The organism is Bradyrhizobium sp. Kon10 (assembly GCF_055807395.1).
Genome location: NZ_JBVVOZ010000009.1, coordinates 175,053 through 187,645, shown reverse-complemented (window position 1 = coordinate 187,645; position 12,593 = coordinate 175,053). Strand labels below are relative to the sequence as shown.

General features: G+C 63.9%; 10 protein-coding genes. 7 read left to right on the top strand and 3 right to left on the bottom strand.

Annotated elements, in window-relative coordinates; all coding sequences use genetic code 11:
- Positions 1–108: 108 nt before the first annotated feature.
- The 3 genes from AC0L2O_RS15595 (at position 109) to AC0L2O_RS15585 (ending at position 3,567) form a co-directional block, all read left to right on the top strand.
- Positions 109–1,356, top strand: a complete 1,248-nt coding sequence (locus tag AC0L2O_RS15595; RefSeq protein ID WP_473370334.1) for an acyl-CoA dehydrogenase — start codon at positions 109–111, stop codon at positions 1,354–1,356.
- Between the two features lie 116 nt (positions 1,357–1,472).
- Positions 1,473–2,717 carry an acyl-CoA dehydrogenase gene (locus tag AC0L2O_RS15590; protein ID WP_473370333.1) on the top strand — a complete coding sequence of 415 codons (1,245 nt, stop codon included), beginning with the start codon at positions 1,473–1,475 and terminating at the stop codon, positions 2,715–2,717.
- Between the two features lie 151 nt (positions 2,718–2,868).
- Complete coding sequence (locus AC0L2O_RS15585; protein WP_473370332.1) at positions 2,869–3,567, top strand: nitroreductase; 699 nt, start codon at positions 2,869–2,871, stop codon at positions 3,565–3,567.
- 73 nt (positions 3,568–3,640) lie between these two features.
- Here the strand turns inward: AC0L2O_RS15585 and AC0L2O_RS15580 are convergent, their stop codons facing one another.
- Entirely contained in the window at positions 3,641–4,189 is a 549-nt protein-coding gene (locus AC0L2O_RS15580; protein WP_082081453.1) for a sigma-70 family RNA polymerase sigma factor, read from the bottom strand.
- Entirely contained in the window at positions 4,189–4,422 is a 234-nt protein-coding gene (locus AC0L2O_RS15575) for a NepR family anti-sigma factor (protein ID WP_369720819.1), read from the bottom strand. The genes AC0L2O_RS15580 and AC0L2O_RS15575 overlap by 1 nt, the downstream gene beginning before the upstream one ends.
- Positions 4,423–4,644: 222 nt before the next feature.
- On the opposite strand from AC0L2O_RS15575, the gene AC0L2O_RS15570 reads away from it, so the two are divergent.
- From AC0L2O_RS15570 to htpG, 4 genes are all read left to right on the top strand, one after another.
- Positions 4,645–5,451: a response regulator gene (locus AC0L2O_RS15570; RefSeq protein ID WP_369720820.1), complete on the top strand. Its 807-nt coding sequence runs from the start codon at positions 4,645–4,647 to the stop codon at positions 5,449–5,451.
- A 155-nt stretch (positions 5,452–5,606) separates the two neighbouring features.
- Complete coding sequence (locus tag AC0L2O_RS15565) at positions 5,607–6,206, top strand: nuclear transport factor 2 family protein (RefSeq protein ID WP_409191740.1); 600 nt, start codon at positions 5,607–5,609, stop codon at positions 6,204–6,206.
- 267 nt (positions 6,207–6,473) lie between these two features.
- On the top strand, positions 6,474–6,884 hold the full coding sequence (locus tag AC0L2O_RS15560) for a hypothetical protein (RefSeq protein ID WP_369720822.1): 411 nt from the start codon (positions 6,474–6,476) through the stop codon (positions 6,882–6,884).
- 122 nt (positions 6,885–7,006) lie between these two features.
- Entirely contained in the window at positions 7,007–8,884 is a 1,878-nt protein-coding gene (htpG, locus tag AC0L2O_RS15555) for a molecular chaperone HtpG (protein ID WP_473370331.1), read from the top strand.
- Between the two features lie 30 nt (positions 8,885–8,914).
- Here htpG and AC0L2O_RS15550 read toward each other — a convergent pair whose 3' ends face one another.
- On the bottom strand, positions 8,915–12,052 hold the full coding sequence (locus AC0L2O_RS15550; RefSeq protein ID WP_473370330.1) for a multidrug efflux RND transporter permease subunit: 3,138 nt from the start codon (positions 12,050–12,052) through the stop codon (positions 8,915–8,917).
- Positions 12,053–12,593 lie beyond the last annotated feature (541 nt).

The following is a 12,593-nucleotide window of genomic DNA, read 5'->3' as shown; positions in this document are numbered from 1 at the left end:
GGGGCGCCGCAACGCGGCGAACCCGGAATCTCGAAATGATTCGATAACCTCTGGATTCCGGGTTCGATGCTTCGCATCGCCTCGAAATGACGGAAGAAGAGAGACACCATGAACTTCGATGACACCCCGCAGGAAGCCGAATTCCGCGCCACTGCCCGCGCCTGGATCGCGGCGAATGCGCCGAAGCAATATGAAGAGGAGCTGCACAAATCCTCGCTCGGCCGCACGCAATTGAAGAACGCCAACATTCTGGACGTCGCGAAAGCGTGGCAGAAGAAAAAGGCCGATGCCGGCTGGGCCTGCCTGCACTGGCCGAAGGATTATGGCGGCCGCGGTTCTTCGCCGATCGAGCGCGTGATCTGGCAGCAGGAAGAGGGTCCGTTCGGCAAGCTCTCCGGCATGTTCATCATCGGCCACGGCATGTGCGGGCCGACCATGATGGCGTTCGCGCGCGAGGAGCATAAGCGCAGCTATCTGCCGCCGCTCGCCTCTGGCGAAAAGGTCTGGTGCCAGCTGTTCTCGGAGCCCGCCGGCGGCTCCGATGTCGCAGGCTTGCGCACGCGCGCCGAGAAGGACGGCGACGAGTGGATCATCAACGGCCAGAAGATCTGGACCTCGGGCGCGCATTATTCCGACTACGGCATCCTGTTGACCCGCACGGATCCCAATGTGCCGAAGCACAAGGGCCTCACCATGTTCTTCCTGGACATGAAGAGCCCCGGCGTCGAGGTGCGGCCGATCAAGCAGGCGAGCGGCGCCTCCGACTTCAACGAGGTCTATTTCACCGATGTCCGCATTCCCGATCACCAGCGCCTCGGCGAGGTCAATGACGGCTGGAACGTCTCGCTGACCACGCTGATGAACGAGCGTAGCGCGATTGGCGCGGGCGTCTCGACCGGCTTTCCCGAGCTGTTCGACTATTGCTCGAGCCTGATGCTCGACGACCGCCCCGCGATCGAGAACCGCGCGGTGCGCTCGAAGCTGGCGAATTGGGCGGTGAAGGCGAGCGGGCTGCGCTACACCAGCATGCGTGCGATCTCGGCGCTGTCGAAGGGCGAGCGGCCGGGGCCGGAAAACTCCATCGGCAAGCTGGTAGCGGGATCGATGATTCAGGACGTCGCGACCTATACGCTCGATCTTCAGGGGGCAGCCGGCGTGGTCAGCGGAGCGGACGACGCCGAAGTCGCCGGCCGCTTCCAGGCGATGCTGCTGCGCGCACCGGGGACGCGCGTCGAAGGCGGCACCGACGAGATCATGCGCAACATCATCGCCGAGCGGGTGCTGGGCCTGCCCGGCGACATCCGTGTCGACAAGGACGTGCCGTTCAACAAGATCCCGACAAAGGGAAGGAATTAGCCGTCAATCCGGGGCGGCTCGAAGAGCCGAACCCGGAATCTCGAGACGTGTAGGTAACCTCTGGATTGCGGGTTCGCGCGTTGCGCGCCCCGGAATGACAATAAAAGGGAAGCGCCATGAATTTCGACGATACGCCGCAGGAAGCCGCATTCCGCGAGACCGCGCGTAAATGGGTCGCCGCCAACGCGCCGAAACAGTTCGAGCAGGAGCTGTCGAAATCCTCGCTCGGCCGGATCCGGCTCGCTCATCACGACATCGTCGATGTCGGCAAGGCCTGGCAAAAGAAGAAGGCTGAAGCTGGTTGGGCCTGCCTGCACTGGCCCAGGGAATATGGCGGCCGTGGCGCCACGCCGATCGAGCGTGTGATCTGGCAACAGGAAGAGGGCGTCTACGGCAAGCTGACGCAGCCGTTCCAGATCGGCGAGGGCATGTGCGGTCCGACCGTGATGGCCTGGGGCAGCGAGGACGCAAAACGCCGGCATTTGCCGAAGCTCGCCTCCGGCGAGGAGATCTGGTGCCAGCTGTTCTCCGAACCGTCCGCGGGCTCGGACGTCGCAGGCCTGCGCACGCGGGCCGAGAAGAAGGGTGACAGCTGGATCGTCAACGGCCAGAAGATCTGGACCTCGGGCGCGCATTATTCCGACTTCGGCCTCCTGATCGCGCGCACCGATCCCAACGTGCCCAAGCACAAGGGGCTCACCATGTTCTTTCTGGACATGAAGAGCCCGGGCGTCGAGGTCCGGCCGATCAAGCAGGCCAACGGCATGCAGGAGTTCAACGAGGTCTATTTCACCGACGTGGTGATCCCGGACAGCCAGCGCCTCGGTGCCGTCGGCGAGGGCTGGAGCGTCTCGCTGACCACCCTGATGAACGAACGCATGTCGATCGGATCGCGGCTCGCGACCGGCGTCCCCGAGATGTTCGAGTTCTGCTCCAACCTGATGCTGGAGGACGGGCTCGCCATCGACGATCCCGCCGTGCGCTCGAAACTTGCGAGCTGGGCCGTGAAGTCGAGCGGATTGAAGTACACCAGCTACCGCGCGATCTCGTCGCTGTCCAAGGGCGAGCAGCCGGGCCCGGAAAACTCCATCGGCAAGCTGGTGTCGGGCATGATGCTCCAGGACATCGCCGCCTACGCCATGGACCTCCAGGGCGCGGCCGGCGTTCTCACCGGCACCGACGAGGAGACCGCGCACGGCCAGTTCCAGCAGATGCTGCTGTCCTCGCCCTCGATGCGCATCGCCGGCGGCACCGACGAGATTTTGCGTAACATCATCGCCGAGCGGGTGCTGGGATTGCCGGGCGACATCCGTGTCGACAAGGACGTGCCGTACAACAAGATCCCGACCAAGGGGCGTTAGACGTAACTTGTAGGGTGGGTTAGCCCAGCGGATTGCGCGAAGCGCAAACCGCTAGGCGTAACCCACCGCGTCTGTCGACGCGGAAACAGAAGCTGGTGGGTTACGCCTAGCGGTTAACCCACCCTACGAAGAGAAGAGCGCGAGCTGATCCATGGACGCACCAGTGAAACAAGACGATCGCATCCGCGTGCTCGAAGAGCTCCTCAACGAGCGCTACTCCGTGCGCGCTTTCCTGCCGCAAGCGGTCGACCGCGCCATCATCGAGCATGTGCTGACGACGGCGCAGCGGACGGCGTCCTGGTGCAACAGTCAGCCCTGGCAGGTCGTCATCGCCAGCGGCGAGGCCAAGGAGCGTTTCCGTCAGCTGATCTACAAGGAGGCCTCCAGCGGCCTAGGCGACGATTATGATTTCACCCCGCCGCGCGAATATGTCGGCGTCTATCTCGATCGGCGCCGCGAGAGCGGTTTTCAGCTCTACAACACGCTCGGAATCGCCCGCGGCGACAGAAGCGCCTACGCCAGGCAGGCGCTGGAGAACTACAATTTCTTCGGCGCCCCGCACGTCGCGATCATTCACACCAGCGAGCCGCTCGGCATCTACGGCGCGATCGATTGCGGCGCCTATGTCTCGAATTTCATGCTCGCCGCACAGGCGCTTGGGCTCGGCACAATTCCGCAGGCGGCATTGGCGCGTCACTCGGGCCTGATCCGCCGTCATTTCAGTCTGGCCGACGACCGCCGCGTCGTCTGCGGCATCTCGTTCGGTTATGCCGACCACGCCCACAAGGTCAACAGCTACCGGACCTCGCGCGCGAGCGTCGCCGACACCGTCACGTTCGTCGAGGAGTGAGCGACGCGCGCGCCAAGACGGCCGCGCGAACGGCCGCCTTCGCAGTGCCGTTTTGGTCGATTGACGCCGGCCGCTATCCGCCGCTGCCGCCGATCACGGCGCGCACGGTCTCGTCGGGCCCGAAATCCTCGGCACCGTCGACATAGAGCAGCGCCGCGAGCTTGGAGCGCGCGCGGTTGACGCGGCTCTTGATGGTGCCGACTGCACAGCCGCAGATCGAGGCCGCATCCTCGTAGGAGAAGCCGGAGGCGCCGACCAGGATGAGCGCTTCGCGCTGGTCCTGCGGAAGCTTCTCGAGCGCGACGCGAAACTCCTCGAACTCGAGATGCGCGTTCTGCGAGGGCTGCGTCTTCAGCGTCTTGGCGTAGTTGCCCTCGGCATCCTCGACTTCCCGCCGCCGCTTGCGATAGTCCGAGCGGAACAGGTTGCGCAGGATCGTGAACAGCCACGCCGGCAGGTTCGAGCCGGGCTGGAACGAGTCGATGTTGGCAAGCGCGCGCAACAGCGTCTCCTGCACCAAATCGTCGGCGCGGTCCGCATTGCCGCTGAGCGAGATCGCGAACGCGCGTAAACTCGGCACGGCCGCGAGGATGTCGTCACGCAGGGAGTTCGTGAGAGGCATTAGTCCCTCCCATGGTTGTCGTTGGAGCCCCCAGCACCATTCTCATCCTGAGGTCCGCCTCCCGGCGCATCAAGCTTCTTGATGAGCTCCGCGAACCGGTCGGGAACCCCTTGCCGGACGACGTCGTCGTACATGGCGCGCAGTTGGTGCCCGATCCGGGATTGGATCTCCGGAGTGAGGCCTCCCTTGCCGGGGGTCGTGCTTTTGCTGGCTTGAGACTTGAGATCTTTCATGACCTGTTCCACGTTTCCCCGAGTTAAGTGACTGCAAAATAGAGAGGTTTTCTCAACCGGGAGCCGTTCCCTGGATAGGCTCAATGCGAGGTTCGACAAAAAGTTCCCGGTTCGGGGGAACTTTTCTTATCCTGAAACGTAATCAGTCGCAGGAGGGGAACCCGGGCCTCCCCTCACAGTTCCCTGTTTCCAAGTTTTTGGTCCGAAATGAATGGAGTGGGGATGTCCCGTTCGCAGCTTGTTGCTGAGCACTTGCCGTTGTTGCGCCGGTATGCGCGCGCCCTGACGGGCAGCCAGGCCTCCGGTGACGCCTATGTCGCAGCCATGTTGGAAGCCATGCTCGGAGATCCGTCCGTGCTTGACGAGAGCCATGGGCCGCGCGCGGGCCTGTTCCGGCTGTTCACCCAGATCTGGAATTCGGTGTCCGTCAACGACGATTCCGAGGTGGCGACGCTGCCGATGCCGCCGGAGCGACGGCTGTCGAATATCACGCCGCTGCCGCGGCAGGCGTTCCTGCTGCTCTCGCTGGAGGGATTTTCGGAAGAGGAAGTCGGCTACATCCTCGGCACCGACGTCGCCGAGACGCGTCGGTTTGCCGACGCCGCCGGACGCGAGATGGCAGCCGAGATCGCCACCGACGTGCTGATCATCGAAGACGAGACCTTCATCGCGATGGACCTCGAGAGCCTGGTGAAGAATTTAGGTCACAATGTCGTCGGCGTCGCGCGCACTCACGCCGACGCGGTGGCGCTCGCCAAGAACAAGCGGCCCGGCCTGATCCTCGCCGACATCCAGCTCGCCGACGGCTCGTCGGGCCTCGATGCCGTCAACGAGTTGCTGCGCACCTTCGAGGTGCCGGTGGTGTTCATCACCGCCTATCCGGAGCGCTTCCTCACCGGCGAACGCCCCGAGCCGGCGTTCCTGATCTCCAAGCCGTTCCAACCGGCGATGGTGTCGGCGGTCGCGAGCCAGGCGCTGTTCTTCCAGCGCAACTCGCGCAACCGCGCGCCCAAGGCGCCGGCGGCGTAGGGAAGCTCCTAAAGGAGCGAATGGATTTGATCCGGCGTACCGCAAGGTGCGCCGGATTTTTCTCGTCGTCTGCCGCGCTTGACGGACGTCGAATTCGCCGCTCATACCTCCAGCAGCGGCCGCCTTGCAGCCGCAGTGCCATCGGAGACGTGTTCATGGACCAACAACTGCTCGATCGCCTCGCCATCCGCGACCTCGTCGAGAACTGGGCGGTCTGGCGCGACGCCGGCGACTGGGAGCGGTTTGCGACCGTCTGGCACGAGGAAGGCTGGATGTCGGCCACCTGGTTTCAGGGGCCGGCGCGGGATTTCATCCGGGTCAGCCAGGAGGGGTTCGCCAGGGGCGTACGCATCCTGCATTTCCTCGGCGGCACCGGCATTGATCTTCAGGGCGAGCGCGCCCTCGCGCAGACCAAGATGACGATCTCGCAGCGCGCGCCGGTGCAAGACGTGCTCTGCGACGTCGTCTGCACCGGCCGCTTCTATGATTTTCTGGAGAAGCGGCAAGGCAAATGGGGCATCGTTCGCCGCCAGCCGATCTACGAGAAGGACCGGATCGACCCGGTCGATCCCGCGGCGACCCTCCGCCTCGACCAGCAGGCACTGGCGGCGCTGCCCGAAGGCTACCGCCACCTCGCCTACATGCAGGAGCTGATCGGCTACAAGGTCAAGCGCGACATGCCTGGCCTGACCGGGCCTGAAGTCGAGCAGCTCTATGGCGAGGGGCGGGACTGGCTGGCGGGGAAGGCCAAATAGTCCGCAAACAAAAGTGAGCTCCAGACAAAAGTAAGGCGCGACTGGCATCACCACAGTCGCGCCCTACGTCACCGGCTTATGGGGCAGGGGGGAATAGCCGGCTGTTGTGACGACTCCCGGCCCCCGAAGTCGTTCCAGGCCGGTGCAAACTTTTTTGATCGCCCGCGACGATTCTCGCACACGGTTAAGTGATCTTAACGATTGAGAACTGCCGGCCGGCTCATTGCGTTGTTCCCGCGATCGCCATGGGGCGAGGGACCGACATTCATGTCACAGATTCATAAAGCATTTTTGGGCGCCGCGATCGCAGCCACTCTTGCCACTAGTCTGAGTGCCGCCCAGCTGGCCTTCGGCCACGATCTCGCCGGCCGCTGGCAGGCGGTGACCGACAAGCCGGGCGATACTGTCAATCGTGCCACCAAGGCCGACCGGATCGCCGACCTCAAGCCAGCGGCGGCTCCGACCCGCACCGTGTCGATGCGGCTGAACGACCTCGCCGACACGTCCGTGCTGCTGCGGGTCCCCGCTATCATCGAAACCGGCAATGCCAAGCCGCCGCTCGTGCTCCAGAATCAGCAGAAGCAGGGTCGCAACAGGCCGACGATCGCCTGCGAGCCCATGGTCAGCTCCCTGACGGAAGTCGCAAAACTGCTCCAGCCGGGTCGCTGCCTGACCTGATCCGCAACGGCTCTGGATACATCGCCTTTCCGCCAGGAGGCGATCTCTGATGTGCACTTGATCCCCTGTCCCCTCGCGTTATATCCCGGGTTTCTTCCCTTTGATTCTGACCGGGTAAACGCATGACGACGTCAGATACGGCTGCCCATACGCAGCCCTTCCAGGCCGAGGTTTCCGAACTGCTGCACCTGATGGTGCACTCCGTCTATTCGGAGACCGACATCTTCCTGCGGGAGCTGATCTCCAACGCCTCGGATGCCTGCGACAAGCTGCGTTACGAGGCGATCGCCAATCCGGCGCTGCTGGGCGAGGGCGACGCGCTCAAGATCCGCATCATCCCGAACAAGACCGCCACGACGCTCACGATCGCCGACAACGGCATCGGGATGGAGCGGCAGGAGCTGATCGACCACCTCGGCACCATCGCCCGTTCCGGCACCAAGGCGTTCGTGTCGAAGCTGAAGGAAGCCAAGGACGGCCTCGGCCTGATCGGCCAGTTCGGCGTCGGTTTCTATTCAGCTTTCATGGTCGCCGACAAGATCGTCGTCATCAGCCGCCGCGCCGGCGAGAGCGACGTCTGGACCTGGAGCTCCGAAGGCGGCTCCGGCTTCGAGATCGCGCGCGCGAGCGACGAGGAGGCGGCGCGCGTGGCGCGCGGCACCGAGATCGTCCTGCACCTGAAGGACGATGCGAAGAAATATCTGGAGACCTACGAGATCGAGCGCGTCATCGGCGCCTATTCCGACAACATTCTCTTTCCCATCGAACTCGTGCCCGAACAGGGCGATCCGCGCCAGATCAACTCGGCGAGCGCGCTGTGGCAGCGCTCGAAATCGGAGCTGACCGCGGAGGACTACAAGAAGGCCTATCAGCAGATCGCTTCGGCCTTCGATGATCCCGCCATGACGCTGCACTATCGTGCCGAAGGCCGCTACTCCTACGCCGTGCTGCTGTTCGCGCCGTCGACAAAGCCGTTCGACCTGTTCGAGCCCTCGCGCAAGGGCCGCGTCAAGCTCTATGTCCGGCGCGTCTTCATCACCGATGATGCCGATCTGTTGCCGGGCTATCTGCGCTTCGTCCGCGGCGTCGTCGACAGCGAGGATCTTCCGCTCAACATTTCGCGCGAGATGCTCCAGAACAATCCGCAGCTGGCGCAGATCCGCAAAGCGGTGGCCACCCGCGTGGTCAACGAGCTCGAAAGCCTCGCCGAGAAGGACGCGGAGAACTTTGCAAAAATCTGGGACGCCTTCGGCGCAGTGCTGAAAGAAGGCATTTACGAGGATTTCGAGCGCCGCGAAAAGCTGCTCGCGTTGTCGCGCTTTACCACCACATCGGGTGAGAAACGGTCGCTCAAGGACGTCATCGCCGATTTCAAGCCGAACCAGACCGAGATCTATTATCTGGTCGGCGAGAGCATCGAGCGGCTGAAGTCCAGTCCGCGCCTCGAGGCGGCAACTGCGCGTGGCATCGAGGTGCTGCTGCTGTCCGACCCCGTCGACGCGTTCTGGACCTCGATGCCGACGGAGTTCGAGGGCAAGCCGCTGAAGTCGTTGAGCCAGGGCGATCTCAATCTCGACCTGATCCCGCGCGTCGACGAGACCGACGAGGCAAAAAAGGACGAGCCGGCCGCCGACGAGGCCGCCACCATCGCAGTGATCAAGGCGGCGCTCGGCGAGCGCGTCAGCGACGTCAGGGCCTCGACCCGCCTCACCAGCTCCGCGTCCTGCCTTGTCGCTGACAGCCAGGGGCCGAGCCGCGAGCTCGAGCGCATCCTGGCGCAGCAGAACCGCGGCATGCGCACCAAACCGATCCTCGAGATCAATCTGCGCCATCCGCTGGTCACGGCGATCACCAGGGCCCAGGCCGGCTCGAAGGTGGTCGATGATCTCAGCCTGCTCCTGCTCGAACAGGCGCAGATTCTGGACGGCGAGCTGCCGGAGGACCCGGCGGCGTTTGCGGCGCGGCTGAACCGCCTCGTCTTGCCGGGGCTGGGCGGGTAATCCCAATCCGGGCGATATGCCTGGCTGCGCTCATTCCGCCGCGCGATCGGTCTGCTCGTCGCGCGCGGGATCGGCCTGCGGCTTCTTCTCCATCCAGCGTGAGAGCCGGTCGGAGAAGCGGTCGAGGTAGAGATAGACGACTGGGGTGGTGAACAGAGTCAACGCCTGGCTCACCAGAAGGCCGCCGACCATGGCATAGCCGAGCGGCTGGCGGATTTCGGCTCCGGTGCCGCTTCCGAGCATCAGCGGCACGCCGCCGAGCAGGGCGGCCATCGTCGTCATCATGATCGGGCGGAAGCGCAGCAGCGCTGCCTGGCGGATCGACTGCTCCGGGGTGAGATGCTGCTCGCGTTCGGCCGCGATGGCGAAATCCACCATCATGATGCCGTTCTTCTTGACGATGCCGATCAGGAGAATGACGCCGATCAAGGCAATGAGGCTAAAGTCGAAACCAAAGATCATCAGGATCGCGACGGCGCCAACGCCGGCCGAGGGCAGCGTGGACAGGATGGTCAGGGGATGGATGTAGCTCTCGTAGAGCACGCCAAGGATCAGGTAGACCACGACCAGTGCGGCGAGAATCAGCAACGGCACGGTGCCGAGCGACTGCTGGAATGCCTGCGCGGTGCCCTGAAAGCTCGTCGCCAGGCTCGGCGGCGCGCGCATCTCGGCGACCGCGTGCAGCACCGCGTCGGTCGCCTGTCCCAGCGCCACGCCCTCGGCGAGATTGAAGCTGATCGTCACCGAGGGAAATTGGCCCTGATGCGAAATCGCAAGCGGTCGCACCGGCACATTGGTCCAGTTGCAGAACACCGATAGCGGCACCTCGTCGCCGGTCAGCGGCGACTTGAGATAGAGCTTGTCGAGGGTGCTGAGCTCGCCTTGCAGGTCCGGCGCGATCTCCAGGACGACGTGATAGCTGTTGGTCTGTGTGAAGTATTGCGTGACCTGGCGCTGCCCGAACGCGTCATAGAGCGTGTCGTCGATCAGCTGCGGCTGGATCCCGTAGCGCGCGGCGGCGTCACGATTGATCCTCAGTTGAACCGTCGTGCCTTCGGTCTGCTGGTCCGTCGCGACGTCGCGCAGTTGCGGCAGAGTTTTCATCTCGTCGAGGATTTTCGGCGCCCATTCGTTCAGCTCGTCGAGATTGGCGTCCTGCAGGGTGAATTCGAACTGGGTGCGGGTGGCGCGTCCGCCGAGGCGAACATCCTGCGAGGCCTGCATGTAGAGCTTGGCGCCCTCGACCTTGGCGAGCTTGGGCCGCAGCCGCGCGATGATCTGTTGCGCGCCGGCGTCGCGCTGAGCGAGTGGCTTCAAAGTGATGTACATGCGCCCCGAGTTCAGCGCGGTGCCACCGCCGCCGATGAACATCGCTATCGAATCCACGGCAGGGTCGGCCTGCACGATGGTATTGAGCTCGACCTGGCGTCGCTTCATCTCGGTGAAGGAGATGTCCTGGGGCATTTCGGACACGGCCGTCAGGAAGCCGTTGTCCTGCTGCGGGAAGAACCCCTTCGGGATCAGGATGAAGAGGTAGACCGAGAGTGCGACCGTCGCGAAGAAGATACAAAGCGTCACGAAGCTGTGGCGCAGCGCGACATCGAGCCCGCGTCCGTAGGCGCCGAGCAGCCTTTCGAACATCCGCTCGCTCCACTGGTAGAAGCGACCGTGCCGGGCTTCGTGGCTGGCGCGCAGGAAGCGGGAGGCCATCATCGGCGTCAGCGTCAGCGACACGACGAGAGAAACGAGGATTGCCATGGCCAGGGTGACCGCGAATTCGCGGAACAGCCGGCCGATGATGCCGCCCATCAGCAACAACGGGATCAGCACTGCGACGAGAGAGATGCTGATCGAGACGATGGTGAAGCCGATTTCGGCCGCGCCCTTGTAGGCCGCCGCAAGCGGCCTCTCGCCCAGCTCGACGTAACGGGTGATGTTCTCCAGCATCACGATCGCGTCGTCCACCACGAAGCCGACCGCGATCGTCAGAGCCATCAGGGAGAGATTGTCCAGCGAGTACCCGAACGCCCACATCAGCGAGCAGGCTCCCAGCAGCGCCAGGGGGACGGTGATGCTCGGGATGATCGTTGCCCAGAAGCTGCGCAGGAAAACGAAGATCACCATCACCACGAGCGCGATCGTCGTCATCAGCGTGATCTGCACGTCCTCGACCGCGGCGCGGATGGTGATGGTGCGGTCGCTGATGATCTTGATCGCGATCGCAGGCGGGATCGCCGCGATCAGCCGGGGCAGCTGCGCCTTGATGCGGTCGACAGTGTCGATGACGTTGGCCCCGGGCTGCTTGAAAATGACGAGGAAAACGCCGCGCTTGCCGTCGGCCCAGGCTGCCGTCTTCATGTCCTCTGGCCCTGCCACGGCGTGGCCGATGTCGCGGATCCGCAACGGCGCGCCGTTGCGATAGGCGACAATGACGTCCTGCCAGTGCGAGGCCTGAGTGAGCTGGTCGTTGGCGTAGATCGTGTACGCGCGCCTGGGGCCGTCGATGTTGCCTTTCGGGCTGTCGGTGGTCGCGGCCGCGATCTGGCTCCGAACGTCCTCCAGCGATAGCCCCTTGGCCACCAGCTTGGCCGGATCAACCTGGATGCGCACCGACGGCTTCTGCTGCCCGCCGACGAACACCTGCGCGACGCCGGATATCTGACTGATCTGCTGCGCGAGCTGCGCATCGGTGCGGTCGCTGACGACGGTCAGCGGCAGCGTGTCCGACGTCGCGGACAGGATCATGACCGGCGAATCCGCCGGGTTGACCTTGCGATAGGTGGGGGGCGAAGGCAGATTTTTCGGCAGTTGACCGCTTGCTGCATTGATCGCGGCCTGCACGTCGTTGGCGGCGGCGTCGATCTTGCGGTTGAGGTCGAACTGGATGGTGATCGATGTCGAGCCGAGCGAGCTGGTCGACGTCATCTGCGTGATGCCAGGGATCTGCGCGAGCTGGCGCTCGAGCGGCTGGGCAACGGAGGATGCCATGGTTTCCGGACTGCCGCCGGGAAGCGACGCTGAGAGCTGAATGGTCGGGAAGTCGACCTGCGGCAGCGGTGCGACCGGCAGCAGCGGATACGCCACGAGGCCGACGAACAGGATCCCCGCCATCAGCAGCGAGGTGCCGATCGGATAGCGGATGAACGGAGACGAGAAGCTCTCTTGCATGCCCTGACACCATCGACTGGTCAGCGCATCTTCTCGCGCAAAGCGGAGCCGCGCCCGGGAGAGCTCGAGCGCGAATGTGCGTTTCCTTCAGCCCATTTGTTTGTTGACGGCTCCAGAACTTCGGTGGTCCGGAGCCGGTATTATCACGCGGAGATTAGACCCTTCGAACAGCCTTGCGAACGGAATCCTGCGCCGAACGCTTGCGACCTTTGTCGAAGGTTGGACGCAGTGGTAGCAGTGAGATATGCGTTCTATGCAGCCTTTAGCGGACCGCTCTTCCTCCTTTCAGGCCAGTGCGGGCCCCACTCCTGAACCGTTTTAGGCGTGCGTCACAAGCGGGAGAGGTCTGGCGAGGAACGATCGCTTCTCCCGCGGTGTTGTGCCATATCGAAATGGCATAACGGCCTGCCGCTGCCACCGATTCGAGGAAGTTTCCGATGCGCTCCCCATTCGTGACCAGGCTGGCGTTTGCCACGCTGCAAACTGTCGCACCGGCGAGCGCCCAAACCTATGATCGATCGGCGCTATCCGGTATGCACGG

What these genes read in the sequence shown, in the direction of transcription:
- AC0L2O_RS15595 (WP_473370334.1), top strand. Translation starts at nt 109, where the DNA reads ATGAACTTCGATGACACCCCGCAGGAAGCCGAATTCCGCGCCACTGCC.
- AC0L2O_RS15590 (WP_473370333.1), top strand. Translation starts at nt 1,473, where the DNA reads ATGAATTTCGACGATACGCCGCAGGAAGCCGCATTCCGCGAGACCGCG.
- AC0L2O_RS15585 (WP_473370332.1), top strand. Translation starts at nt 2,869, where the DNA reads ATGGACGCACCAGTGAAACAAGACGATCGCATCCGCGTGCTCGAAGAG.
- AC0L2O_RS15580 (WP_082081453.1), bottom strand. Translation starts at nt 4,189, where the DNA reads ATGCCTCTCACGAACTCCCTGCGTGACGACATCCTCGCGGCCGTGCCG.
- AC0L2O_RS15575 (WP_369720819.1), bottom strand. Translation starts at nt 4,422, where the DNA reads ATGAAAGATCTCAAGTCTCAAGCCAGCAAAAGCACGACCCCCGGCAAG.
- AC0L2O_RS15570 (WP_369720820.1), top strand. Translation starts at nt 4,645, where the DNA reads ATGTCCCGTTCGCAGCTTGTTGCTGAGCACTTGCCGTTGTTGCGCCGG.
- AC0L2O_RS15565 (WP_409191740.1), top strand. Translation starts at nt 5,607, where the DNA reads ATGGACCAACAACTGCTCGATCGCCTCGCCATCCGCGACCTCGTCGAG.
- AC0L2O_RS15560 (WP_369720822.1), top strand. Translation starts at nt 6,474, where the DNA reads ATGTCACAGATTCATAAAGCATTTTTGGGCGCCGCGATCGCAGCCACT.
- htpG (WP_473370331.1), top strand. Translation starts at nt 7,007, where the DNA reads ATGACGACGTCAGATACGGCTGCCCATACGCAGCCCTTCCAGGCCGAG.
- AC0L2O_RS15550 (WP_473370330.1), bottom strand. Translation starts at nt 12,052, where the DNA reads ATGCAAGAGAGCTTCTCGTCTCCGTTCATCCGCTATCCGATCGGCACC.